Annotated in this window: 23 protein-coding genes and 2 pseudogenes; 17 read left to right on the top strand and 8 right to left on the bottom strand. The window is 69.3% G+C overall.

Annotation, left to right across the window (positions count from 1 at the left end):
• The first annotated feature begins 313 nt into the window (after positions 1-313).
• The 4 genes from D5S19_RS11845 to D5S19_RS11830 are packed head-to-tail and all read left to right on the top strand — an operon-like array spanning position 314 to position 5,024.
• The gene (locus tag D5S19_RS11845; RefSeq protein WP_120023401.1) at positions 314-1,840 is read left to right on the top strand and encodes an NCS1 family nucleobase:cation symporter-1; all 1,527 of its coding nucleotides are present in this window, start codon (positions 314-316) and stop codon (positions 1,838-1,840) included.
• Positions 1,791-2,633 carry a nitrilase-related carbon-nitrogen hydrolase gene (locus D5S19_RS11840; RefSeq protein WP_120023400.1) on the top strand — a complete coding sequence of 281 codons (843 nt, stop codon included), beginning with the start codon at positions 1,791-1,793 and terminating at the stop codon, positions 2,631-2,633. Before D5S19_RS11845 ends, D5S19_RS11840 begins: the two co-directional genes overlap by 50 nt.
• Positions 2,633-4,015 (top strand): dihydropyrimidinase, encoded by a 1,383-nt coding sequence (gene hydA / locus D5S19_RS11835; protein WP_120023399.1) that lies wholly within the window; start codon positions 2,633-2,635, stop codon positions 4,013-4,015. Before D5S19_RS11840 ends, hydA begins: the two co-directional genes overlap by 1 nt.
• Before the next feature lie 10 nt (positions 4,016-4,025).
• Positions 4,026-5,024 carry a TIGR03842 family LLM class F420-dependent oxidoreductase gene (locus tag D5S19_RS11830; protein WP_120023398.1) on the top strand — a complete coding sequence of 333 codons (999 nt, stop codon included), beginning with the start codon at positions 4,026-4,028 and terminating at the stop codon, positions 5,022-5,024.
• A 7-nt stretch (positions 5,025-5,031) separates the two neighbouring features.
• Here D5S19_RS11830 and D5S19_RS11825 read toward each other — a convergent pair.
• Both D5S19_RS11825 and D5S19_RS11820 read right to left on the bottom strand, forming a co-directional pair.
• Positions 5,032-5,841: pseudogene (locus tag D5S19_RS11825) on the bottom strand (serine hydrolase domain-containing protein).
• A gap of 19 nt (positions 5,842-5,860) precedes the next feature.
• A complete protein-coding gene (locus D5S19_RS11820) occupies positions 5,861-6,679 on the bottom strand; it encodes a siderophore-interacting protein (protein ID WP_120023397.1) in 819 nt (272 codons plus the stop codon).
• A 154-nt stretch (positions 6,680-6,833) separates the two neighbouring features.
• Here D5S19_RS11820 and D5S19_RS33065 point away from each other — a divergent pair.
• Both D5S19_RS33065 and D5S19_RS33550 read left to right on the top strand, forming a co-directional pair.
• Positions 6,834-7,001 (top strand): annotated as a pseudogene (locus tag D5S19_RS33065) (TetR/AcrR family transcriptional regulator); the annotation flags it as partial.
• Positions 7,002-7,074: 73 nt separating this feature from the next.
• Complete coding sequence (locus D5S19_RS33550) at positions 7,075-7,197, top strand: hypothetical protein (RefSeq protein ID WP_267901099.1); 123 nt, start codon at positions 7,075-7,077, stop codon at positions 7,195-7,197.
• Here the strand turns inward: D5S19_RS33550 and D5S19_RS11810 are convergent.
• Entirely contained in the window at positions 7,187-8,107 is a 921-nt protein-coding gene (locus D5S19_RS11810; RefSeq protein ID WP_120023396.1) for an NADP-dependent oxidoreductase, read from the bottom strand. The two genes, D5S19_RS33550 and D5S19_RS11810, sit on opposite strands and share 11 nt — an antisense overlap.
• A 69-nt stretch (positions 8,108-8,176) precedes the next feature.
• The gene (gene hemW / locus D5S19_RS11805; RefSeq protein ID WP_120023395.1) at positions 8,177-9,385 is read right to left on the bottom strand and encodes a radical SAM family heme chaperone HemW; all 1,209 of its coding nucleotides are present in this window, start codon (positions 9,383-9,385) and stop codon (positions 8,177-8,179) included.
• Here hemW and D5S19_RS34125 point away from each other — a divergent pair.
• The 8 genes from D5S19_RS34125 (at position 9,293) to D5S19_RS11765 (ending at position 16,201) form a co-directional block, all read left to right on the top strand.
• Entirely contained in the window at positions 9,293-9,751 is a 459-nt protein-coding gene (locus D5S19_RS34125; protein ID WP_407641747.1) for a putative leader peptide, read from the top strand. The genes hemW and D5S19_RS34125 overlap by 93 nt on opposite strands.
• Positions 9,752-9,856: 105 nt before the next feature.
• The gene (locus D5S19_RS11795) at positions 9,857-11,548 is read left to right on the top strand and encodes a nitrite/sulfite reductase (protein WP_120023394.1); all 1,692 of its coding nucleotides are present in this window, start codon (positions 9,857-9,859) and stop codon (positions 11,546-11,548) included.
• Positions 11,545-11,703: an eL43 family ribosomal protein gene (locus D5S19_RS11790; protein WP_120023393.1), complete on the top strand. Its 159-nt coding sequence runs from the start codon at positions 11,545-11,547 to the stop codon at positions 11,701-11,703. Before D5S19_RS11795 ends, D5S19_RS11790 begins: the two co-directional genes overlap by 4 nt.
• Positions 11,700-12,395 carry a phosphoadenylyl-sulfate reductase gene (locus D5S19_RS11785; RefSeq protein WP_120023392.1) on the top strand — a complete coding sequence of 232 codons (696 nt, stop codon included), beginning with the start codon at positions 11,700-11,702 and terminating at the stop codon, positions 12,393-12,395. Before D5S19_RS11790 ends, D5S19_RS11785 begins: the two co-directional genes overlap by 4 nt.
• Before the next feature lie 10 nt (positions 12,396-12,405).
• Positions 12,406-13,323: a sulfate adenylyltransferase subunit CysD gene (cysD, locus tag D5S19_RS11780; RefSeq protein WP_120023391.1), complete on the top strand. Its 918-nt coding sequence runs from the start codon at positions 12,406-12,408 to the stop codon at positions 13,321-13,323.
• Positions 13,323-14,585, top strand: coding sequence for a sulfate adenylyltransferase subunit 1 (locus D5S19_RS11775; RefSeq protein WP_120023390.1), 1,263 nt, complete (start codon positions 13,323-13,325; stop codon positions 14,583-14,585). Before cysD ends, D5S19_RS11775 begins: the two co-directional genes overlap by 1 nt.
• Positions 14,582-15,325 carry a sirohydrochlorin chelatase gene (locus D5S19_RS11770; protein ID WP_120023389.1) on the top strand — a complete coding sequence of 248 codons (744 nt, stop codon included), beginning with the start codon at positions 14,582-14,584 and terminating at the stop codon, positions 15,323-15,325. The genes D5S19_RS11775 and D5S19_RS11770 overlap by 4 nt, the downstream gene beginning before the upstream one ends.
• 102 nt (positions 15,326-15,427) lie before the next feature.
• The gene (locus D5S19_RS11765) at positions 15,428-16,201 is read left to right on the top strand and encodes an enoyl-CoA hydratase-related protein (RefSeq protein WP_120023388.1); all 774 of its coding nucleotides are present in this window, start codon (positions 15,428-15,430) and stop codon (positions 16,199-16,201) included.
• A gap of 72 nt (positions 16,202-16,273) precedes the next feature.
• Here D5S19_RS11765 and D5S19_RS11760 read toward each other — a convergent pair whose 3' ends face one another.
• From D5S19_RS11760 to D5S19_RS11750, 3 genes are read right to left on the bottom strand one after another with little or no spacing between them, the layout of a single operon-like run.
• A complete protein-coding gene (locus D5S19_RS11760; RefSeq protein ID WP_120023387.1) occupies positions 16,274-16,642 on the bottom strand; it encodes a barstar family protein in 369 nt (122 codons plus the stop codon).
• The gene (locus tag D5S19_RS11755) at positions 16,639-17,073 is read right to left on the bottom strand and encodes a ribonuclease domain-containing protein (RefSeq protein ID WP_120023386.1); all 435 of its coding nucleotides are present in this window, start codon (positions 17,071-17,073) and stop codon (positions 16,639-16,641) included. The genes D5S19_RS11760 and D5S19_RS11755 overlap by 4 nt, the downstream gene beginning before the upstream one ends.
• An 11-nt stretch (positions 17,074-17,084) precedes the next feature.
• On the bottom strand, positions 17,085-17,285 hold the full coding sequence (locus tag D5S19_RS11750; RefSeq protein ID WP_098514109.1) for a hypothetical protein: 201 nt from the start codon (positions 17,283-17,285) through the stop codon (positions 17,085-17,087).
• Positions 17,286-17,344: 59 nt separating this feature from the next.
• Here D5S19_RS11750 and D5S19_RS11745 point away from each other — a divergent pair, with 59 nt between their 5' ends.
• From D5S19_RS11745 to D5S19_RS11735, 3 genes are all read left to right on the top strand, one after another.
• A complete protein-coding gene (locus D5S19_RS11745) occupies positions 17,345-18,310 on the top strand; it encodes a zinc-binding dehydrogenase (RefSeq protein ID WP_120023385.1) in 966 nt (321 codons plus the stop codon).
• A 156-nt stretch (positions 18,311-18,466) separates the two neighbouring features.
• Positions 18,467-19,474, top strand: coding sequence for an alpha/beta fold hydrolase (locus tag D5S19_RS11740; protein ID WP_120023384.1), 1,008 nt, complete (start codon positions 18,467-18,469; stop codon positions 19,472-19,474).
• Positions 19,475-19,588: 114 nt separating this feature from the next.
• Positions 19,589-21,049 (top strand): amino acid permease, encoded by a 1,461-nt coding sequence (locus D5S19_RS11735; protein WP_120023383.1) that lies wholly within the window; start codon positions 19,589-19,591, stop codon positions 21,047-21,049.
• Positions 21,050-21,583: 534 nt separating this feature from the next.
• Here the strand turns inward: D5S19_RS11735 and D5S19_RS11730 are convergent.
• Positions 21,584-22,633 (bottom strand): NAD(P)H-dependent flavin oxidoreductase, encoded by a 1,050-nt coding sequence (locus D5S19_RS11730; protein ID WP_120023382.1) that lies wholly within the window; start codon positions 22,631-22,633, stop codon positions 21,584-21,586.
• Positions 22,634-22,683: the final 50 nt, after the last annotated feature.

Here is a 22,683-nt window from a genome sequence, read left to right as displayed (position 1 = left end):
CCCTTCACGGACTCTGAGTCTGTGAAGGGTCCCTTCACAGACCCGAAACCGGTCCGGCGCACGCTACGAGGTGGTCGCACACACCTCCGCATCGCCCACTGCCGGGTCCCCGACCAACTTTGCCGACACCCTGGCCTTGAGGTCCGTGAAGGTGCCCTTCACAGCCTTGGGCTGGCGGCGATCCAGGCGAGGTGTGACGCATATCATGCACCGCGGGTGGCCCGGCCGCAATCGACAGACTGCGCCAAGGGCAGATCAACCTTGAACAGTCTGCCTCTGCCCAGTGCACCCGCGCGGCGCGCACCATTCCGCAATGGAACCGATCATCCGCGGCCACGAGGAGCCGAGCGACCCGGAGCTGCGCGGCAGCCGGTTCTACAACGACGAGCTGGCCCCGGTCCCGCCGGACAAACGCACCTGGAGCACCTACAACTACTTCGCGCTGTGGATGGGCATGGCGCACAACATCCCCAGCTACGCACTCGCCGCCTCCCTCATCGCGCTCGGCATGAACTGGCTGCAGGCGCTGCTCACGATCACCATCGGCAATCTGATCGTGCTCGCCCCGATGCTGCTCAACAGCCACGCCGGCACCAAATACGGCATCCCGTTCCCGGTGTTCGCGCGTGCCTTCTACGGGCTGCGCGGCGCCAATCTCGCGGCACTGCTGCGTGCGTTCATCGCCTGCGGCTGGTTCGGCATCCAGACCTGGGTCGGCGGCGAGGCGATCTACGTGATCGTCGGCAGGCTGGCCGGCTCGGGCTGGCGGGATTCGGTGATCATCGCCGGGCAGCACTGGACGCTGTGGCTGTCGTTCGCGGTGTTCTGGCTGGGCCAGATGCTGATCATCTGGCGCGGCATGGAGGCGGTCCGCCGGTTCGAGAACTGGACCGCGCCGCTGGTTTCGGTCGGGTTCCTGATCCTGCTGGGCTACGTGCTGGTGAAGGCGGGCGGGTTCGGCCCGATTCTGCACGACGGCGGCAAGCTCGGCTGGGGCACGGAATTCTGGCAGGTGTTCGCGCCGTCGCTGATGGCGATGATCGCGTTCTGGTCCACGCTTTCGCTGAACATGCCGGACTTCACCCGCTTCGGCGGCAGCCAGCGCAAGCAGATGCGCGGGCAGATCCTCGGACTGCCGACCACGATGACGTTCATCGCGATCGTCGCCATCCTGACCACGTCGGGCGGGCACGTGCTCTACGGGCAGGACATCTGGGACCCGGCGCAACTCGCGGACCGGTTCGACAGCCCGGTCGTGGTGGTGGTCGCGCTGATCGCGCTGGTGCTGGCCACCGTCTCGGCGAATCTGGCGGCCAACGTGGTCAGCCCGTCCTACGACTTCTCCAACGCCTTCCCGAAGCGGATCACCTTCGCATTCGGCGGCCTGATCACCGGGGTGATCGGGATCCTGATCCAGCCGTGGCGGCTGTACTCCGATCCGGACATCTACATCTACGCCTGGCTCGGCTTCTACGGCGGCGTGCTGGGCGCGGTCGCCGGAGTGCTGGTGGCGGGGTACTGGGTGGTCAACCGCACCCGGCTGAAAGTCGCCGACCTGTATCTGCCGGGCGGCGCCTACTGGTTCACCGCGGGCTGGCACTGGCGGGCCGTGGTGGCCACGGTCCTCGGCGCGGTGCTGGCCGTCGGCGGCGCTTACGGCGGCCCATTCCCTGCCGAAGGGCTGATTCCGTTCCTGAAACCGCTCTACGACTACAACTGGGTGGTCGGCCTGGCCGGCGCGTTCGCCGGCTACCTGCTGCTCAGCCTGCCCAAGACGAAGGAGGAGAACCGTGAGCAACCTGGTCCGAGCCGGATTGATCCAGCAGCGCTGGACGGGTGACAAGGAGTCGATGATCGCCAACGCGGTCGAGGCGATCGGCACGGCGGCTTCGCAGGGCGCGCAGGTGATCTGCCTGCAAGAACTGTTCTACGGCCCGTATTTCTGCCAGGTGCAGGACGCCGACTACTACTCCTACACCGAGGCGATCCCGGACGGCCCGACCACGAAGCTGATGCAGGAGGTCGCCGAGCGGCACGGCGTGGTGCTCGTGGTGCCGATGTACGAGCAGGAGCAGCCGGGCGTCTACTACAACACCGCGGCGGTGATCGACGCGGACGGCAAGTACCTCGGCATGCACCGCAAAAACCACATTCCTCAGGTCAAGGGCTTCTGGGAGAAGTTCTACTTCCGGCCCGGCAACCTCGGCTACCCGGTGTTCGACACCGCGGTCGGCCGGATCGGCGTGTACATCTGCTACGAGCGGCACTTCCCGGAGGGCTGGCGCGCGCTCGGGCTGGCCGGTGCACAGATCGTGTTCAATCCGTCCGCGACCAGCCGGGGGCTGTCGGAGTACCTGTGGCGGCTGGAGCAGCCCGCGGCCGCGGTGGCGAACGAATACTACGTGGGCACGATCAACCGGGTCGGCGTGGAACCGCTGGGAGACAACGACTTCTACGGGCAGTCGTATTTCGCGGACCCGCGTGGCCAGCTGGTCGGCGACGCGGCCTCGGACTCCGAGGAGGAGATCGTGGTGCGCGATCTGGACATGGACCGGCTCGCCGAGGTGCGCGATCTGTGGGCGTTCTATCGCGATCGCCGCCCGGACAGCTACGGATCGCTGACGGAGGCCTGATGAGTACGCTGATCCATGGCGGCCAGGTCGTCTCGCCCGCCGGCTCAGTCGCCGCCGACGTGCTGGTGGACGGCGAGACGATCGCCGCGGTGGGCGCCCCTGGCACGCTCACCGGTACCGAAAGCATCGACGCAGCCGGGAAGTACCTGCTGCCCGGCGGTATCGACGCGCACACGCACATGGAAATGCCCTTCGGCGGCACCCGATCGGCAGACACCTTCGAGACCGGCACCACCGCCGCGGCCTGGGGCGGCACCACCACGATCATCGACTTCGCGGTCCAGGCCAAGGGCACCTCGTTGCAGTCCACATTGGACAAGTGGCACGCCAAGGCGGACGGCAACTGCGCGATCGACTACGGCTTCCACATGATCATGTCGGACGTCAACGATTCGACGCTGAAGGAAATGCACGCCTGCGTGGACGCGGGCGTAGGCAGCTTCAAGATGTTCATGGCCTACCCCGGTGTGTTCTACTCCACGGACGGGGAAATCCTGCTGGCCATGCAGCAGGCGCGCGAGATCGGCGCGACGGTCATGATGCACGCGGAGAACGGCATCGCGATCGATCAGCTGGCCGCGCAAGCGTTCGCCACCGGTCGCGTCGAGCCGGTGCAGCACGGGCTGACCCGGCCGCCGGAGCTGGAAGCCGAGGCGACGTCGCGGGCGATCCGGCTCGCGCAGGTGACCGGGGCACCGCTCTACATTGTGCACCTTTCGGCCGCGCAAGCCCTTGCCGCGGTGGCGGAAGCACGCGACGACGGACAGAACGTGTTCGCCGAAACCTGCCCGCAGTACCTGTATCTGTCCATTGAGGACTTGGCGAAACCGGGTTTCGAAGGCGCCAAGTACGTCGCGTCGCCACCGTTGCGGGAGAAATCCCACCAGGGCAACCTCTGGCGTGGGCTGCGCTCGAACGACCTGTCCGTGGTGTCCACCGACCACTGCCCGTTCTGCTTCAAGGACCAGAAGGAACTGGGCCGGGACGATTTCCGCGCCATTCCCAACGGCATCCCCGGCGTCGAGCATCGGATGGACCTGCTGCACCAGGGCGTGGTAGCCGGTGAGATATCGCTGGGCAGATGGGTCGAGACCTGCTCGGCTACGCCCGCGCGGATGTTCGGCCTGTACCCGCGCAAGGGCGTGATCGCCGCCGGTTCGGACGCGGACATCGTGATCTACGATCCGTCGGCGACCCAGACTCTCTCCGCGGCGACGCACCACATGAACGTGGATTACTCGGCGTACGAAGGCTTCGAGCTGACCGGGAAAGTCCACACAGTACTGTCACGCGGCCGGGTCGTCGTCTCTCCCAGCGGGTACACCGGGTCCGCCGGACACGGCAGGTTCCTCTCCCGCGATCTCAACCAGTACCTGAATTGAGGGACGCGCCATGGATTTCGGGATAGTGTTGCAGACCGACCCGCCCGCCGGCGAGGTCGTCCGGCTGATGAAAGCCGCGGAAGAGCAAGGATTCCGCTACGGATGGACGTTCGACTCGGCCGTGCTGTGGCAGGAACCGTTCGTGATCTACACGCGGATCCTGGCGGAGACCTCGTCGCTGATGGTGGGTCCGATGGTGACCAGCCCCGGCACGCGGGACTGGTCGGTGATGGCGTCCACCTTCGCCACCCTCAACGACATGTACGGCAATCGCACGGTGTGCGGGATCGGCCGGGGCGATTCGGCACACCGGGTCGTCGGGAAACCACCGTCCACTTTGGCCACCGTGCGCGACTGCATGCGGACGGTGAAAGACCTGGCCGAGGGCCGCGAAGTCACGATGGGCGACACCGTCGTTCGTATCCCCTGGATACGCGGTGGACGGCTGGAGATGTGGATGGCCGGCTACGGCCCGCGAGCGCTCAAGACCGTGGGCGAGCACGCCGACGGCTTCATCCTGCAATGCGCCGACCCGGCCATCGCCCGATGGACGATCGGCGCGGTCCGTGCCGCCGCGCGCGCCGCGGGCCGCGATCCGGCCGGGATCACCATCTGCGTCGCGGCGCCCGCCTATGTCGGCGAAGACCTGCCGCATCAGCGCGAACAGCTCCGCTGGTTCGGCGGGATGGTCGGCAACCACGTCGCCGACCTGGTCGCCCGCTACGGCGAGAACAGCGCAGTCCCCCGCGAACTCACCGACTACATCCGCGACCGGGAGGGGTACGACTACGCCCACCACGGCCGCGCCGGAAACCCGTCCACCGGCTTCGTCCCGGACAAGATCGTCGACCGCTTCTGCCTGCTCGGCCCGCCGGCGGCGCACGTCGCGCGCCTGCAGGAACTCGCGGAGCTGGGCGTCGATCAGTTCGCGTTGTACCTGATGCACGACGAACGGGAGGAAACCCTTTCCGCATACGGAGAACGAGTACTGCCCAAGCTCACGGCTTGAACGGCGCTCAGTCCACAAGCGCCTGGTACACCAGCTGCCGCAGCTCTGGCGGATCGGATACGTGCCGGAAGGCAGCAGCTGGGTGTAGAAGGCCACCGTGAGGTCTTCGTCCGGGTCGACCCAGAACGCGGTCGGAGAAGCAGAGGCCGAAACCGCAGCCGTCGAAGGGCATCTCGGCCAGCAGCGGGCGCCCGTAGGCTTCGAGGTCCACATGCCCGGGCGGGTGGTTGGCCGTCATCAGGTCGACCATGCGCGGCGCGAGTATCCGCACCCCGTCGAGTTCCCCGTGCCGCAGCAGCATCTGCTTGAACCGGTGGTAGTCGGCCGCGGTGGAGACCAGGAAGCCGGCCGCCCGATACCTCGCGTCGGCCGGGTGCGTGGAGCGGAATCCGTAGGTCAGGCCCGCGGTGTGCGTCAGCAGGTGCCACAACCGGATCGGCTCGGTGGCGGGCTCGGTGACCGGGGCGAGCGCGGGTCCCTTGACATAGACCCGCGGTTCGGCGAAATCCGGCAGCCATCGGGAGATCGGGTCGGTGAGGTCGATCCGGCCCTCCTCCACGAAGGTCATCGCGGCCACCGAAGTGACCTGCTTCGTCATGGAGAAGATTCACCAGAGCGTGTCCGTCTCGACCAGGGCACCCGCTTCGACGTCGCGCTTCCCGGCCGAGGCCACGTGCACGATCTGCCCGTGCCTGCTCACCGCGGCAAGGAAACCGGGGAGCAACCCATCATCGACATACCGGGCGAAGTGCCGATCGATCCGCTGGAGCCGCGTCTCGTCGAAACCCGCCCCCGCGGGATCGACCGTTACTTCCACCTCGGTCGTGACGGCGACCTTACGCCGATTCGATCACCCTGCGCTCCGCTGCCTTTTCCGCTCGCCAGGCCTCGTCGTCCTTACCCTCGCGCCAGTATCCGGACAGCGACACCGCATCCCGTGCGACACCGCGCTCGTCGAACAGGTACCGCCGCAATTCCCGCACGAACCCGGCTTCACCGTGAACGAAAGCCTGCACCTCGCCGCCTCGCCACGGCGCCGCCTTCACCGCGGAGACCAGATCCGCGCCCGCGGACCGGTGCAGCCAGGTCATCTGCGCCTCGGCCTTCGTGACCAGCGGCTGTTCCTCCGTCGCATCTTCGACAAGAACGAACACCTGCGCCGCCGCTCCCGCAGGCAGCGCTTCCACAGCCGCGGCGATCGCGGGCAACGCCGACTCGTCACCGACCAGCAGGTGCCAGCCTGCTTCCGGGCTCGGCGCGTACGCCCCTCCTGGACCGGCCAGCAGCAGCTCGTCACCGGGCCGCGCCCGCTGCGCCCACGGACCGGCGAGGCCTTCGTCGCCGTGCACCACGAAATCGAGCACCAGCTCGCCTGCCGTCGCGTCGTAGGAACGAACCGTGTACGTGCGCAGCCGCGGGGCGTGCTCCCGTGGCAGCTCCTCGCGGATCCGCTGCAGGTCGAACGGCTCCGGGTAATCGACGCCGGGCACCTTGAAGATCACCTTCACGTACGCGTCGGTGAACTCGTTCGGCCGGAAATCGGCCAGCCCCGCGCCCCCGGCGACGATGCGGATCATGTGCGGCGTGAGCTTTTCCGTGCGCAGGACTTCGAGCCGCACGGCCGGCCTCCCCTTGCGTGCCGGAGCTTCGGCCATCGGACACCACCATTCAGTAAGGCTTGCCTAATCTCCACCCACCGTACGCGCCGATCACCTGTTCTGCCCAGCCCCCGCCGGATCGGTCACCCGGGTGTTCTGGAAGCGGTGGGACGACCGGATCAAGGAGCAGGTGGGGCTTCAGATCGCCGCGATGATGGCCTATCCCGGCATCGCGACGGTCGCGTGGAACACGCCAGTGCCGGTCACGCCCAACTCGCTGCGTCAACGCGAAGCGATGCTCGCGCTGCTACGCGCCGGAGGACTGGACCTGAAGCAAGCAGCGTTCGCGAGCGACGCGCTCAGCACGTACGCATGCGAAGCGAGCAGCTGGACGCTCGGCGAGTACGTCGCCGAACGAAGCCGTCAGATGTCCGAGTACATGCAGTCTGCCCGTGGGCGCTTTCCCGAACCTGTTGCAGATCGGGCAGTTCTTCAACGCCGGCACGAGCAGGGACCGGTTGGAGTTCGCGCTGGAGGCCTTCGTGGCCGGGCTGCGCGCTCTGGTCAGGGCTTGAGCACGATCTTGCCGCGCGTGTGCCTGCGCTCCAGCTCGCGGTAGGCGTCCTGCACCTGCGTCAGCGGGTAGGCGGCAGCGATCGGTACGTCCAGCAGGCCCTTGTCTGCCAGCGCGGCCAGATCTCGCAACACCTCGGTATCTGCGGCGCTCGCGTTGCCTTCGGCCTTCACCCGATACTTCTCCGCAGCGGCGAAGTCGATCACTGTGTTGATCCGGCCCGGGTACACGCCCAGGCGAAGCGCCAGCTCGACGTACCCGCCGCCGTACGTGTCGATGAACGCGTCGACCTTGCCCTCGGTGACTTCGCGCAGCCGCTCTTCGAGACCGTCGCCGTACGCCACTGGGACCACGCCGTACTCGCGAAGCCACTCGTGGTTTGCTTCGCTGGCAATGCCGACGACGGTGGCGCCAGTGAGCTTCACCAACTGCACCGTCAGCGAACCGACTCCGCCAGCAGCGCCCGAGACGACGACAGTGTCTCCGTCAAGAGGGCACGTCGCGCGCACTGACGCGTACGCGGTCGTTCCCGCGACGAAGAGACCGCCCGCGACTTCCCAGGACACCCCGCTCGGCTTCGGGATCAGGTCGCCGGCGTCGACCAGGACGTACTCCGCGTGGCTGGAACGGTTGTTGACGAAGCCGATCACCTCGTCGCCGACGGCCCAATCGGACACTCCCGCACCCAGCTCGGCGACCACCCCGGCGAGATCACTGCCCTGTCCGGACGGAAATGTCGACGGCCACTTCCGCGCATACCGGCCTTCGCGAATCCCCGTCTCCCCCGGGTTGATCCCGGCCGCGCGGACGGCTACGAGCACCTGCCCGGCATCGGGTGCCGGGCGGGGCACATCCGCCACGCGCAGCACGTCGACCCCGCCGTGTTCGCTGTACCTGACCGCCTGCGGCATACGCGTCTCCCTCGTTCGTGTACTTCGACCAACGAAGAATCGGCCGAGATTATGCCCGGCGACGCAAAGTCATCCAGCCAGGCGGCGCACCACGCCATCCGCGAGCAGCCGCCCGGGAGCGGTCAGCACCGCCCGGCCCTGACCGTCCAAAGCGGACTGATCGAGCAGTCCCTCGGCGGCTGCGGCCCTGGCCTGCACGGCCCCTTCGGCGTCCAATGCGGACAGCGGAAGTCCTTCGGCGATACGCAGTTCGAGCATGATCCGCTCCAGGTGGCGATCGGTGTCGGTGAGCACCTCGCGGTCCGCCTCCGGGCTGCGGCCTTCGGCGAGCAACCCGGCGTACTTCGCCGGATGCTTCACGTTCCACCAGCGCACCCCGCCAACGTGGCTGTGCGCACCGGGACCGGCGCCCCACCAGTCACCGCCGCGCCAGTAACCGAGGTTGTGCCGGCACCGCGCGGCTTCGCCGGTGCACCAGTTCGACACCTCGTACCAGGTCAGCCCGGCCGCGGAAAGCACCGAATCGATCAGCTCGTAGTCCGCGGCCAGCACGTCGTCGTCCGGCGCGGGCAGCTCACCACGGCGTACGCGGCGGGCGAGCGCAGTGCCCTCTTCGACAATCAGCGCGTACGCCGAGACGTGGTCGACCCCGGCGGAGAGCACCGCGTCGAGTGAGGCCTGCAGATCACCTGTGCGCTCGCCTGGGGTGCCATAGATCACATCGAGGTTCACGTGCTCGAACCCGGCGGCACGTGCCTCCCGCGCGGCCTCGACCGGCCTCCCCGGCGTGTGCACGCGGTCCAGCACCTGGAGCACGTGCCGCGCCGCAGATTGCATACCGAGCGACACCCGGGTGTACCCGGCGGCCCGGAGCCCAGCGAAGAACTCCGGCGAGGTGGATTCGGGATTCGACTCCGTCGTCACCTCGGCATCCGGCGCCAGCCCGAACGCCGACCGCACCCCCTCGAGTACCTCGGCCAGCCCGTCGGCCCCCAGCAACGACGGCGTGCCGCCCCCGACGAACACAGTCTCCGCCTGCGGCGGCCTGCCGAGCACCTCAGCCCCTAGCTCCAGTTCGCGGCGCAACGCGTCCAGCCACGACCGCGGCGAGGCGGCAGTACCCAGCTCACCGGTGGTGTAGGTGTTGAAGTCGCAGTAGCCGCAGCGGGTGGCGCAGAACGGCACATGCACGTACACGCCGAAGGGCCGGGTACCGAGCCCCGCCAGCGCACTCTCGGGCAGCCCGGCAGGCGGACTGCTGACGTCGGGAACAGGCACGACCCCATTGTCCCCGGTCCCGCTCGCACCCCGGTCCCCGGCCGGGCGTCTGTGAAGGGTCCCTTCACGGACGACAAGTCCGTGAAGGGACCCTTCACGGACCCGCGACGGGTGAAAAGTTCGGCCACCGAACGACCCGGCGGAGTGGCCCGGACCGGAACAGACCCGGCCGTGCGCGGGGAAATGCCTGGCTGGAGGGGCTCCGGAGGTGGTGCGCAAGCCTGCTCCCACCATCCGGACACCGTGGACCACCTTCTGTCCACGTGGCAGTCTGGACCGGTGAGTCCTGCCGGTGTCCTTCTCGTGGCGCGCCGCCACGTCGACCTGCTCCGGGTCGCGAGCGCGCTCTGCCGTCACGTCCGCTGACTCCCGTCCCGACCAGGCCACCGGCGGCGCAGTGCCGCGCACGGCCGTGCCCCGCACCGCCACGAACGGCCGGTGCCACCACCACACCCCGCCCGGAGGACCTCCATGGCCGCACCCACGCGCGACACGCCCGGGAAGGGCCGCGCCCGGCAGAAGCGCGGCGAAGGCCAGTGGGCGCTCGGCTACCGCGAGCCGCTGAACCCGAACGAACGCGCGAAGAAGGACGACCACCCGCTCAACGCCCGCGCGCGGATCGAGAACATCTACTCCCGGCAGGGCTTCGACTCGATCGACCCCGGTGACCTGCGCGGCCGGTTCCGCTGGTTCGGCCTCTACACCCAGCGCCGCCCAGGCATCGACGGCGGCCGGACCGGGGCGCTGGAGCCGGAGGAGCTGGACGACCGCTACCTGATGATGCGCGTCCGCACCGACGGCGGCGGGCTCACCACCGCGCAGCTGCGGCTGCTCGGCGAGCTGTCCCAGGAGCACGCGCGCGACACCGCGGACATCACCGACCGGCAGAACATCCAGTACCACTGGATCCGGATCGAGGACGTGCCCACGATCTGGTCCCGGCTCGAAGCGGCCGGCCTGACCACGTTGGAGGCCTGCGGCGACAGCCCGCGCGGGATGCTCGGCTCACCAGTCGCCGGGATCGCCGCGGACGAGGTGCTCGACGCCTCCGAGGCGCTCGCCGAGATCCGCCGCCGCTACATCGGCGACCCGAAGTACGCGAACCTGCCGCGCAAGTTCAAGACCGCGATCTCCGGCCTGCCCGACGTCGTGCACGAGGTCAACGACGTGTCCTTCGTCGGCGTCGTGCACCCCGAGCACGGCCCCGGCCTCGACCTGTGGGTCGGCGGCGGGCTGTCCACCAACCCGATGCTCGCGCAGCGGCTCGGGGCGTGGATCCCGCTGGCCGAGGTACCGGACGTGTGGGAAGGCGTGGTCTCGATCTTCCGGGATTACGGGTACCGCAGGCTCCGTTCGCGGGCGCGGCTGAAGTTCCTGGTCAAGGACTGGGGCGCGGCGAAGTTCCGCGAAGTCCTGGAAACGGAGTACCTCAAGCGGAAGCTGATCGACGGCCCGGCCCCGGCCGACCCGCCCGCCCCGATCGACCACGTCGGCGTGCACCGGCAGAAGGACGGCCGGTTCTACGTCGGCGCCGCGCCGGTCGCCGGCCGGGTCTCCGGCAGCACTCTGGTGGCCGTCGCGGACGCGGCCGAACGCGCCGGATCCGGCCGGGTAGCGCTCACCCCGCTGCAGAAGCTGATCGTGCTCGACGTGCCCGCCGAGAAGGTGGACCGGCTCAAGGCCGACCTCGCCGAGCAGGGCCTGCAGGCCGACCCGTCGCCGTGGCGGCGCAGCGTGATGGCATGCACCGGGCTGGAGTTCTGCAAGCTGGCGATCGTCGAGACCAAGGCCCGCGCACGGCAGCTCGTGGCGGACCTGGAGAAGTCGCTCGCCGACGTCAACGCCCGGCTCGAAGTGCCGATCACCGTGCACCTCAACGGCTGCCCCAACTCCTGTGCCCGGGTGCAGACCGCGGACATCGGGCTCAAGGGCCAGATCGTCACCGACGCCGACGGCCGCCAGGTCGAAGGGTTCCAGGTGCACCTGGGCGGCGGGCTCGGCCTGGACGCCGGATTCGGCCGGAAACTGCGTGGCCACAAGGTCATCGCGGACGAGCTGACCGGCTACGTCGAGCGGCTGGCCCGCGCCTACCTCGCCGGCCGCGAGCCCGGGGAACGCTTCGCCCAGTGGGTCGTCCGGGCCGAAGAGAGCGTGCTGCAGTGACCGCCAGCGAACGGGCGGTGCCCTACTACTGCCCGTTCTGCGGCGACGAGGACCTGCGTCCCGAAGAGGCGGGCGGGTGGCTGTGCGGCGCCTGCCGCCGGAGGTTCTCGGTGAAGTTCCACGGACTGTCCCTACCTCAGGAGGCGCACCGATGACCGCCACCGCGGACTACCGGACGTTGGCCGAACGGGCCGAGAAAGAACTGGCCTCGGCCACCGCCGGGGAAGCGCTGCGCTGGACCGCGGAGACCTTCGGCGACGACTTCATCGTCGCGTCGAACATGCAGGACGCGGTGCTGATCGACCTGGCTGCCAAGGTCAAGCCGGACGTGGACGTGCTGTTCCTGGAGACCGGCTACCACTTCCCGGAGACCATCGGCACCCGCAACGCGGTGCAGACGGTCTATCCCGCCGTGCAGATCGTGAACGCGCAGGCCGAACAGAGCGTCGCCGAACAGGACGCCGAGTACGGCGCGAAGCTGCACGACCGCGACCCGACCCAGTGCTGCTTCCTGCGCAAGGTGGTCCCGCTGCGCAGCACGCTGGCGCGGTACTCGGCCTGGGTCACCGGCGTACGCCGGGTCGACGCGCCGACCCGCGCGAACACCCCGATCGTCACCTGGGACGAGCGCAACGGCCTGGTGAAGATCAACCCGATCGCGGCGTGGAGCGACGAGGAGTTCAACGGCTACATCCGCGACCACGGGATCCTGGAGAACCCGCTGGTGTCCGCGGGCTACCCCTCCATCGGCTGCGCCCCGTGCACAGCGAAGGTCGAGGCCGGCGCCGACCCGCGCAGTGGCCGCTGGGCCGGACAGGCGAAGACCGAATGCGGACTGCACGGCTGAGGAAGGACGCATGACACTCGAACCGGCAGCCGACGCCGCCACGGACAACCTGGCCGCACTGGAGTCCGAAGCCATCCACATCTTCCGCGAGGTGGCAGGCGAGTTCGACCGCCCGGTGATCCTGTTCTCCGGCGGCAAGGACTCGACGCTGATGCTGCACCTGGCGATCAAGGCCTTCTGGCCCGCGCCGGTGCCGTTCCCGTTGCTGCACGTGGACACCGGGCACAACTTCGCCGAGGTGCTGGACTTCCGCGATCACGTGGTCGAGAAGTACGGCCTGCGCCTGGTCGTGGCGAAGGTCCAGGACTGGATCGACGACGGCAGGCTGGAGGAACGCGCGGACGGGCTGCGCAACCCGCTGCAGACCACCCCGCTGCTGGAGACCATCGCGGAGAACAAGTTCGACGCGGTGTTCGGTGGCGGCCGCCGGGACGAGGAACGCGCGCGGGCCAAGGAACGCATCTTCAGCCTCCGCAACGCATTTGGCCAGTGGGAGCCGCGCAGGCAGCGGCCAGAGCTGTGGAACCTCTACAACGGACGGCACCGCCCCGGCGAACAGGTCCGGGTGTTCCCGCTGTCCAACTGGACCGAGGCCGACGTCTGGCACTACATCGCCCGCGAAGAGGTCGAACTGCCCTCGATCTACTATGCCCACCAGCGCCCGGTGTACCGGCGCGACGGCATGTGGCTCACCGAGGGGCCCTGGGGTGGGCCTCGACCGGACGAGACCGTGAGGACGAAATCGGTGCGCTACCGGACCGTCGGCGACGGTTCCTGTACGGGCGCCGTGGAATCGACCGCGATCACCGTCGACGAGGTGATCGCCGAGGTGTCCGCCTCCCGGCTCACCGAACGCGGGGCCACCCGCGCCGACGACCGGATGTCCGAGGCCGCCATGGAAGACCGCAAACGGGAGGGCTACTTCTGATGTCGAGCCTGCTCAGACTGGCCACCGCGGGCAGCGTCGACGACGGGAAATCCACCCTCGTCGGACGCCTGCTCTACGACACCAAATCCGTGCTCGCCGACCAGCTCGACGCGGTCACCCGGGCCAGTGTCGACAAAGGACTGTCCACCCCGGACCTCTCGCTGCTGGTCGACGGGCTGCGCTCGGAACGCGAGCAGGGCATCACCATCGACGTGGCCTACCGCTACTTCGCCACGCCCAAGCGATCCTTCGTGCTCGCCGACACCCCCGGGCACGTGCAGTACACCCGCAACACGGTGACCGGCGCGTCCACCGCACAGCTGGCCGTACTGCTGGTGGACGCGCGCAACGGCGTCGTCGAACAGACCCGACGGCACGCCGCGGTGCTCGCGCTGCTCGGCGTGCCGCGGCTGGTGCTGGCGGTGAACAAGATCGACCTCGTCGGCTACGACGAGACCGCGTTCACCGTGATCGCCAAGGAGTTCACCGCGCACGCCGAATCCCTCGGCTACGAGGCGGCCTCCGTGATCGCCATCCCGGTTTCCGCGCTGCGGGGCGACAACGTCGCCACGCGATCGGAGCAGACCCCGTGGTACGACGGCCCGTCGCTGCTGGAACACCTCGAAACCGTGCCGGTGGCGCCGGATCCGCACGACTCGGCGTTGCGATTCCCGGTGCAGTACGTGATCCGCCCGCGCACCGAAGAGCATCCGGACTACCGCGGGTACGCCGGCCAGATCGCCGCGGGCACCGTGCGTCCTGGCGACGAGATCGTCGTGCTGCCACAAGGAATCCGCAGCCGGGTCGAGCGGATCGACACCGCGGACGGGCCGCTCGCGGAAGCCGGCGCGGGCACCTCCGTGACCCTGCTGCTCGCCGATGACATCGACATCAGCCGCGGCGACCTCATCGCGGCCGCGGACTCGCCACCGGAGGTCACCGACGAGATCACCGGCACGTTGTGCTGGCTGTCCGCGAAGCCGCTCAAGCCCGATGCGCGCGTACTCGTCAAGCATGGCACCCGGACCGTGCAGGGGCTGGCCGGCGAGTTGCACGCCCGGTTCGACGAGCAGAAGCTGTCCCGGGTGGACGCTCCGGAAAGCCTGGAGCTCAACGACATCGGCAGCGTGACCCTTCAGTTGGCCGAACCGCTGCCGGTGGACGACTACGGCACCAGCCCGCGTACCGGCGCGTTCCTCGTGATCGACCCGAAGGACGGCGACACCCTCGCCGCCGGGCTGGTGGGTGAGCGGTTCTCGTGACCCCTTCCCTGGTGGCCGTCGCGCACGGCAGTCGTGATCCCCGCTCGGCGGCGACCGTGCGGGCACTCGCCGATGTCGTGCGCGCGCAGGCCCCGGGGGTCACGGTCCACGAGTCCTTTTTGGACCTTTCCGAACCGCGGGTGACCGACGTGCTGCGCGGGCTCTACGCGCAGGGGCACCGAAGTGCGGTCGTCGTGCCGCTGCTGCTCGGCCGCGCGTTCCATGCCCGGGTCGACCTGCCCGCGTTGATCGACGAAGTGCGGGCGGAGTGCCCCGGGTTCCGCATCGAAGTGTCCGAAGTGCTGGGAGCGGGCCCGACGCTGCAGGCCGTGGCACTCGACCGGCTCGCCCCGGCCCGCCGGCGCAAGGGCACCGGGATCCTGCTCACCGCGGTCGGCTCGTCGAACCCGGAGGCGAACGCAGTGGTCACGGCGCTCGCCGGGCAGTGGGAGCAACGGCTCGGCCTCCCGGTGAGCGAGGCGTTCGCCAGCGCGGCCCAGCCCGATGTCCCGGCCGCCGCCGCCCGCCTGCGCGAGCGCGGCGTGCGGCACCTCGTCGTGGCCTCCTGGTTTCTCGCCCCCGGGCTGCTCCCCGACCGGATCGCCGCGCAGGCGCGCGAGGCCGATCCCGGCGTGTTCCTGGCCGGCCCGCTGGCCGACGACCCGCGCGTCGCCGACGTCGTGATCGGCCGCTACGCCGCCGCCGTCGCCGGATTGCTGCGTTCCGCGCAACCCGCTTAACCCACCCGGACCAAGGCTGTGAAGGGACCCTTCACAGCCGCTGGGTCCGTGAAGGGACCCTTCACAGCTTCTCCGTCCTCAGCGGTGTGCCAGAGTGTTGTCATGGCTGACGAACTGGTGCACTACACGGTCACGGGCGGCATCGCCACGATCACGCTCGATTCCCCGCACAACCGCAACGCGCTGTCCGCGCAGTTGCGCAGGGAACTGAGCGCCGCACTGGAGAGCGCCCGGACCGACGACGCCGTGCGGGTCGTGCAGCTGACCCACACCGGACCGGTCTTCTGTGCCGGAATGGATCTCAAGGAGGCGCGCGGGGCCGGCTCGGGCGACCAGGGCGTGAACGAGTTCCCGAAGATCCTCGACCAGCTCTGGAGCAGCCCCAAACCGGTCGTCGCCCGGCTGGCCGGACCGGCTCGTGCGGGTGGCATCGGCATGGTCGCCGCCTGCGACATCGCGGTCGCCGTCCCCGAGGCCACGTTCGCCTTCTCCGAGGTCCGCATCGGCGTGGTCCCGGCGTTGATCTCGCTGACCGTGCTGCCCCGGCTGCAGGCCCGGGCCGCGCACGAGCTGTTCCTCACCGGCGAGGTCTTCGACGCCCACCGCGCGGTGGAGATCGGCCTGCTCAACGCCTGCGTCCCGGCCGAACAGCTGGACGTCACGGTGGCCGGCTACCTCAAGTCGCTCAGCCTCGGCGGGCCGAAGGCCCTGGCCGCCACCAAGGAACTGCTCAGCCGCCCGCGCCCGGCCACCCCGTCCGAAGGATTCGCGGCGATGAACGAGCTGTCCGCCGGGTTCTTCGCGAGCGCGGAGGGCCAGGAGGGCATCCGGGCGTTCGGCCAGAAGCGCAAACCTTCCTGGGTGCCCGCCGACTGACGCCGAAGGGCTGTGAAGGGTCCCTTCACAGCCGCTGAGTCCGTGAAGGGACCCTTCACAGCCTTTCCGGCGTCAGGAATCCGCGAGGACCACGGTCAGCCGCCAGCCGTCGATGCGGCCGTCGCCGGGTCCGAGTGCCCGCTGGGCGTCCGAGAGCACGCTCCGGATCGCCAGGTAGGTCTTGGGTTCGGCGCCGCGCAGCGCCTCCGAACCGGTCCAGATCAGCACGTGCTCGCCGTGCGGGAGCCAGGACAGGTCGGTGAGCATGTCGTAGAGCGCGTCGAGGTTGCGGCCGAAATAGTCCGGGAAGGACATCGCCGCGGCGATCGCGTCCAGCGTGCTCGCCTTGTCCAGGGTGCGGCCGCCGTCGACCAGGTGCGGATACGCGCCACGAGCGAAAGCCTGGTCCGCGACCGCCTTCGCGTCCTCGCCCGCGCTCACCGGCTCGGGTCCACAACGACGAACGACGCGTAGTGGTCACCGGTGTAGTACAGCTCCTTGGCCTGCCCGGTCACCAGCCGCCGCGGCCCGCGATCCGGGCTGCCCGGGGTTTTCACCGTGTACTCGTGGTAATAGCCGGTTTTCTCGCTCGGCAAGACCTTCTCGCGATTCTGGAAGACGACGTCGTCGTTGCGGGGGTAGGGATACGGGCCACCCTGATGGATCAGCCGCCAGGTGTCCTTGGCCTGCGAAGGCAGCGCGGACAGCGGTTTCACCGGCAGCTTCGACTCGGCGGCACCGGCGACCGCCGCCGACGCGGCGTTCCCGGGCGGCGCGTCCGGCCCGCCGGTCGCCTCCTTCACCAGCCAGCCCCCGAGCACGAGCACGAGCAGACCGACGAGCGCGGCGGTGATCCGCCTACGGTTGACCATGGTGCGCCAGCCTAGGAGCCGTCGGGGCGCTCGTCGTCACGGGCCGTGCCGAGCCAGCGCCCGCAGCGCCCGACCAGCTTGTCGATGGCCCACGCGGCCAGCAGGCACAGCGGCACGACCACGACCATGACCAGCACGAACTGCACCGGGAACCAGGCTTGGGCGAGCCACAGCTCCACCCCGTCCCACCAGTTGGCCAGCCCGTTCAGCACGACTGTGAGCCTACGCGCGTCTGCTGCGGGAGCACGGCGAGGGGCGGTACGTTGCTGCCATGTTCGCCGTATACGCGAAGGAACCCAACGCCGAGTCCCCGCTCGACTCTCTGGTCGTCGGCGAGCGGCCCGAACCCGAGGTGCCCGAAGGCTGGGTCCGGGTGCACGTGCAGGCCGCCAGCCTCAACATGCACGATCTGTGGACGCTGCGCGGCGTCGGCATCAAGGCCGAGCAGTTCCCGATGATCCTGGGCTGCGACGGCGCCGGCACGCTCGACGACGGCACCGAGGTCGTACTGCACTCGGTGATCAACGCGCCGGGCTGGCAGGGCGACGACACCCTCGACCCGAAGCGCACCCTGCTCACCGAGAAGTACCAGGGCACCTTCGCCGACCAGATCGTGGTGCCCGCGCGCAACGTGGTGCCCAAACCGGCCGGGTTGAGCTTCCCCGAGGCCGCGACCATGGGCACGGCCTGGCTCACCGCGTACCGGATGCTGTTCGTGAAATCCGGCCTGCGGCCCGGCCAGACGATGCTCGTGCAGGGCGCCTCCGGCGGGGTCTCGACGGCGTTGATCGCGCTCGGCCGGGCGGCCGGCTTCCGGGTGTGGGTCACCGGCCGTTCCGAGGCGAAGCGGGCGCTGGCCGAGCAGGTCGGCGCGCACCAGACCTTCGAATCCGGCGCGCGGCTGCCGGAACGGGTGGACGCGGCGTTCGAGACAGTCGGCAAGGCCACCTGGGCGCACACGCTCAAGTCGCTCAAGCCCGGTGGCGTGGTCGTGGTGTCCGGCTCGACCAGTGGTCCGGACCCATCCGCGGATCTGCAGCGGGTGTTCTTCCTCCAGCTGCGCGTCCTCGGCTCGACCATGGGCACCCGCGACGAACTGGCCGATCTACTCGGGTATTTGGCCCTGACGGGCATCAAACCGCAGATCGGCACCCTGCTGCCGCTCGCCGAGGCCGCCGAAGGCTTCCGCGTGATGGCCGAGGGCGAGACCGCCGGAAAGATCGTCTTCACCCGGTAGCAGGCCGGTTCCGGCCCGGGTCGGCCCGCTCGGCGGGCACCCGGGCCGCCGCTTGTACCCCGGCTCCGGTGCGCCGTCAACCCCCGCCTTTCGCAATGCGATGGTTACCCCGGAAGTTCGACCGGTTTTCGACCTTGAACAGTTAACCTGAAGAACATGACCGCGACGCAGCGGCCCGCACCCGCCGACCGGGGCGGCCGGCACCCCAGTGACCCGGACCCGATCCGGGAGTCGTTCCGGCGCTTCGCCGGGGTCCGGACCCGGGTGCTCGAAGTCGGGCCGCCGGTCGCCGAGGCGCCCCGGCGCACCCGCCGCCACCCGGAGGGCAAGCCCCGCGCCCCGCGGCTGGTGCTGCTGCACGGGTATTGCGACAGCGCCGACACGTGGCGTCCGGTACTCGACGAACTCGCCGCCGAGGGCATCGCCGCGGTCGCCGTCGATCTACCCGGGTTCGGGGACGCCCAGCCCTTGCGCCCGGGGCCGATGCTGCCGCAGTTCGACGCGTTCACCGCCGCCGTGGTGCGGGAACAGGCCGTGCTGGGGCCGGTGGTCATGGCCGGGAACTCACTCGGTGGCACGCTCAGCCTGCGTGCGTCGCAGACTTCGCGGCTGCCGGTGGCCGGCGTGGTGTCGATCGCCGCCCCCGGTCTCGTCGATTCGTGGCTCGTGCGCACGGTCGGGCGCAATCCGCTGCCGCTGCGCCTGTACTCGTCGCTGCCGGTCCCGGTGCCCGGCTTCCTGGTCCGCGCGGTCGCCGAGCAGGTCGTGCCGCGGATCCTCTATGCCGACTCCCGGCAAGCCGACGCCGGCCAGGTACGCCGGTTCACCACGCTGTTCCCGGACTACCGGGCCACCACCCACCGGCTGGAGCAGGCCCGTCAGCTCGTCGCGGAGCTGAGCGACGCCTACCGGCTCGACGAGGTGCGCGTGCCGCTGCTGGTTGTGGCCTGTGGCAAGGACAAGCTGGTCACCTCGGCGTCCGGACAGCGGCTGCACACCCTGGTCCCACACAGCAGGCTGCTCGTGCGCGAGGACTGGGGCCACTGCCCGCAGCTGGACGATCCGCCGGAAGTCGCGGAGCTGCTGTCGTTCTTCAGCGCCGGAGTGATACGAGGCACAGGCTTCTCGCCCGAAACGGCAGTGGCGGACACCGCGACGGGCTGAACGGACATCGGATCCGTCACGGTCGGGCAGCGATCCGCGAATAGCGGAACTCTCGGCGACGGAGCTAGTACGGTGCGCAGCCTGAGTTCGTTGACGACCGCTTGAGGAGAGTCGATGTCCGCTCCGCGCAGCCTGGGTACCGGATCCGGGGTCTTCCGGCGCAAACCGATCGACGAGATCGAAGGCAACGCCGACGGCGGCCTGCAGCGCACCCTCGGATTACGCCAGCTGACCGCGATCGGCGTCGGCGGCATCATCGGCGCGGGCATCTTCTCCCTGGCCGGTGCGGTGGCGAACAAGACCGCCGGGCCCGCCGTGCTGATCTCGTTCCTGATCGCGGGCATTGCCAGCGCCGCCGCGGCGTTCTCCTACGCGGAGTTCGCCGGCCTCATCCCACGGGCCGGTTCGGCTTACACATACGGTTACGCGGTACTGGGTGAGATCGTCGGCTGGTTCATCGGCTGGGATCTGCTGCTGGAGTACACCGCGATCGTCTCCGTGGTGGCGATCGGAATCTCCGGCTATTTCAACGATTTGCTGGGCTTCCTGCATGTGTCACTACCGCAGTGGATGGCCGGGGCGCCGGGTACCGAACCGGCGGGTGTGGCCTCCGGCTCGTACAAGGTGAACCTGTTCGCCGTCGTGCTGTGCCTGCTGATCGCGTTCGTCCTCAACCAGGGCATGAAAAACGCCGCACGGTTCGAGACGCTGCTGGTGTATGTGAAGGTCGCACTGGTGGTATTGGTGGTCGTGGTCGGCGCTTTCCACATCAAGACCGGCAATTACAGCAACTTCTTCCCATTCGGCGTCGGCGGCGCTTTCACCGGCGCGGCAACGGTCTTTTTCGCCGTCTTTGGTTATGACGCGATGTCCACTGCCGCCGAGGAATCCCAAGACTCACAGAAGCACATGCCGAAGGCTATCATCTATTCGCTCGCCATTTCCATGGTGCTGTATGTGCTGGCCTGCCTCGTCCTGACCGGCATGGTGAAATTCACCGACATCGACCCCGACGCAGCATTCTCCGACGCTTTCGCCAAGGTCGGCCTCGGCTGGCTGGGCGCAGTCATCGCGGTCGGCGCCATCATCGGCATCCTGACCGTGCTGTTCACCTTCATGCTCGGCGCGACCCGCGTCGGCTACTCCATGAGCCGCGACGGCCTGTTGCCGAAGTGGTTCTCCAAGACCCATTCCGTGCGCAAGGTCCCCAGCCGCATCACCTGGGTACTCGGCATCGCGTCCGCGGTCATCGCCGGCGTCCTGCCGATCAACGAGGCCGCCGAACTGACCAACATCGGCATCCTGCTGGCCTTCGTGGTCGTCTGTATCGCCGTGATCGTGCTGCGCTACCGCCGCCCCGACCTGCCGCGGACCTTCCGCACCCCCGGCATGCCGGTCGTCCCGATCATCGGAATCGTCTTCTCCCTCTGGCTGATCACGTTCCTGCAGCCGGAAACCTGGCTGCGCTTCGCCATCTGGTTCGCCATCGGCATGGTGGTCTACTTCGCTTACAGCCGCCGCCACTCCCTGCTCAACCGGACCGGTTCGGCAGAGATGGAGTCCACTTCGGACTGACGTGGGCGGCGGGCCGTCCGGGTGCTGCCGGTGCCCGATCACACCTGGACGGCCTGGCCACCCCATGCCGATTTCGCTTGGCGGCGGGCCGTTTCGGAAGCCGCTTGCGTTCCTTATGCTCACTTCCGTCTCTCTCCCGCAGCGGAGAGCCACTCCGATTCCAGCCGGGCAGCCCTCGCTCCTTGCTACCGGCCGACTCCCTCCGTCTCCCCGGGCGCGCCCCGCCCAGCATTCTCCGGTGACTGCCCCGTTTCCGCCGCGCGGCCCACCTGGCTCTGCCGCGGCGACCTCTCCGATTCCAGCCGGACAACCCGAATTCCTTCTCCCGGGCGGCTCACTCCGTTCCCCTGGGCGACCCGCCAGCATTCTCCGGTGGCTGCCCCGCTGTGCGGCCGCGCCTCGGTTCCCCGGGGCAGCTATCCCGGTCCAGCCGAACAGCCTGCTTCCCCAAAACGATCGCCCACCCCTACTCCTTCCCTCCGGTTCAGCGACCAGACAGGGCAGCTTGCCCACCCCACGTCGGGCTTTCGGACTTCAGCGCAACCGATCGAGCCGACCGACCGCCGCTGTCGCCTCAGCGCGCAGACGTTCCACAATGGACGCGGCGGAACCCTCGCCGGCGAGTTCATAGGTCTGCCCGGCCCACAAGGACATCGCCTCCGGGTCCCCCGCACGCCCGGCCGCCGCGCGCACCGGCTTGCTCAAGTGGTGCAGCTGCGGGTAGGCCGCCGGAGCGTCCGCGGACAGGTCGCGGAGCACGCGGTTCACCATGCCGCGGGCCGGACGTCCGCTGAACGCCCGGGTGAAGGCCGTCTGCCGGCCGCCTTCCGCCAGGGCTCCACGCTGCGGCGCCGCCGTCCCCGCTTCGGTGGCCCGCAGGAACGCCGTACCCAGCTGCGCGGCCGCGGCACCGGCGGCGAGCACCGCCGCCACGTCCGCGCCGTGCACCAGCCCGCCCGAAGCGACCAGCGGAAGGTCCGTGCGCGCCTGGATCAGCCGGAGCAACGCGAGCAAACCGTATTGCTCGCCGCCGGCCGGATTCGCCGGGTCGTCGGTGAACAACGCACGGTGCCCACCGGCTTCCAGCCCTTGGACCACCAGCGCGTCCGCACCCCGCGCGGCGGCGAGACCGGCCTCGTCCGGGGTCGTCACCGAAACCAGCACCCGGCCGCCCGCCTCCTGCACCCGCTGCACCTCGGCCGCGGCCGGCGCACCGAAGGTGAACGAGACGAGCGGGACCCGCCGCTGCACGACCAGATCGAGTTTCGCGGCGTACTCGTCGTCGTCCCACACTGGCTCACCAGGCTCGACGCCGTACTTCAGCGCCTCTGCCCGCATCCGCTCCCGGTGCCCGGTCAGATCGGCGCTGGAGCGGCTGCCGGGGACGAAGAGGTTCGCTCCGTAACGGCCGTCGGTGAGTTCAGCCGTGTGCGCGAGCTTGGCGTCGAACGTCTTGGCCACGAGGTATCCCGCGGGCAGAAACCCGAGCCCACCAGCCGCGGTCACCGCACCAATCAGCTCCGGAGTGCTCGGCCCACCGGCCATCGGCGCCGCGATCACCGGAAACTCGAGATCTTCGAACATCCCCCAAGCCTAACCCCGGCAGATTTCGCACCCCTCGGGCGTTGAGAAGG

It is taken from the genome of Amycolatopsis panacis, assembly GCF_003600245.1.
In the GTDB taxonomy this organism is placed as follows: Bacteria; Actinomycetota; Actinomycetes; order Mycobacteriales; family Pseudonocardiaceae; genus Amycolatopsis; species Amycolatopsis sulphurea.
The sequence above is the reverse complement of the archived record's forward strand: the minus strand, read 5'-3'. Positions and strand labels throughout refer to the sequence as shown.

What these genes read in the sequence shown, in the direction of transcription:
- hydA (WP_120023399.1), top strand. Translation starts at nt 2,633, where the DNA reads ATGAGTACGCTGATCCATGGCGGCCAGGTCGTCTCGCCCGCCGGCTCA.
- D5S19_RS11795 (WP_120023394.1), top strand. Translation starts at nt 9,857, where the DNA reads ATGGCCGCACCCACGCGCGACACGCCCGGGAAGGGCCGCGCCCGGCAG.
- D5S19_RS11735 (WP_120023383.1), top strand. Translation starts at nt 19,589, where the DNA reads ATGTCCGCTCCGCGCAGCCTGGGTACCGGATCCGGGGTCTTCCGGCGC.
- D5S19_RS11810 (WP_120023396.1), bottom strand. Translation starts at nt 8,107, where the DNA reads ATGCCGCAGGCGGTCAGGTACAGCGAACACGGCGGGGTCGACGTGCTG.
- D5S19_RS11730 (WP_120023382.1), bottom strand. Translation starts at nt 22,633, where the DNA reads ATGTTCGAAGATCTCGAGTTTCCGGTGATCGCGGCGCCGATGGCCGGT.
- D5S19_RS11785 (WP_120023392.1), top strand. Translation starts at nt 11,700, where the DNA reads ATGACCGCCACCGCGGACTACCGGACGTTGGCCGAACGGGCCGAGAAA.
- D5S19_RS11745 (WP_120023385.1), top strand. Translation starts at nt 17,345, where the DNA reads ATGTTCGCCGTATACGCGAAGGAACCCAACGCCGAGTCCCCGCTCGAC.
- D5S19_RS11845 (WP_120023401.1), top strand. Translation starts at nt 314, where the DNA reads ATGGAACCGATCATCCGCGGCCACGAGGAGCCGAGCGACCCGGAGCTG.
- cysD (WP_120023391.1), top strand. Translation starts at nt 12,406, where the DNA reads ATGACACTCGAACCGGCAGCCGACGCCGCCACGGACAACCTGGCCGCA.
- D5S19_RS11755 (WP_120023386.1), bottom strand. Translation starts at nt 17,073, where the DNA reads ATGGTCAACCGTAGGCGGATCACCGCCGCGCTCGTCGGTCTGCTCGTG.
- D5S19_RS11740 (WP_120023384.1), top strand. Translation starts at nt 18,467, where the DNA reads ATGACCGCGACGCAGCGGCCCGCACCCGCCGACCGGGGCGGCCGGCAC.
- D5S19_RS11775 (WP_120023390.1), top strand. Translation starts at nt 13,323, where the DNA reads ATGTCGAGCCTGCTCAGACTGGCCACCGCGGGCAGCGTCGACGACGGG.
- D5S19_RS34125 (WP_407641747.1), top strand. Translation starts at nt 9,293, where the DNA reads ATGCACGTACACGCCGAAGGGCCGGGTACCGAGCCCCGCCAGCGCACT.
- D5S19_RS11830 (WP_120023398.1), top strand. Translation starts at nt 4,026, where the DNA reads ATGGATTTCGGGATAGTGTTGCAGACCGACCCGCCCGCCGGCGAGGTC.
- D5S19_RS11820 (WP_120023397.1), bottom strand. Translation starts at nt 6,679, where the DNA reads ATGGCCGAAGCTCCGGCACGCAAGGGGAGGCCGGCCGTGCGGCTCGAA.
- D5S19_RS11765 (WP_120023388.1), top strand. Translation starts at nt 15,428, where the DNA reads ATGGCTGACGAACTGGTGCACTACACGGTCACGGGCGGCATCGCCACG.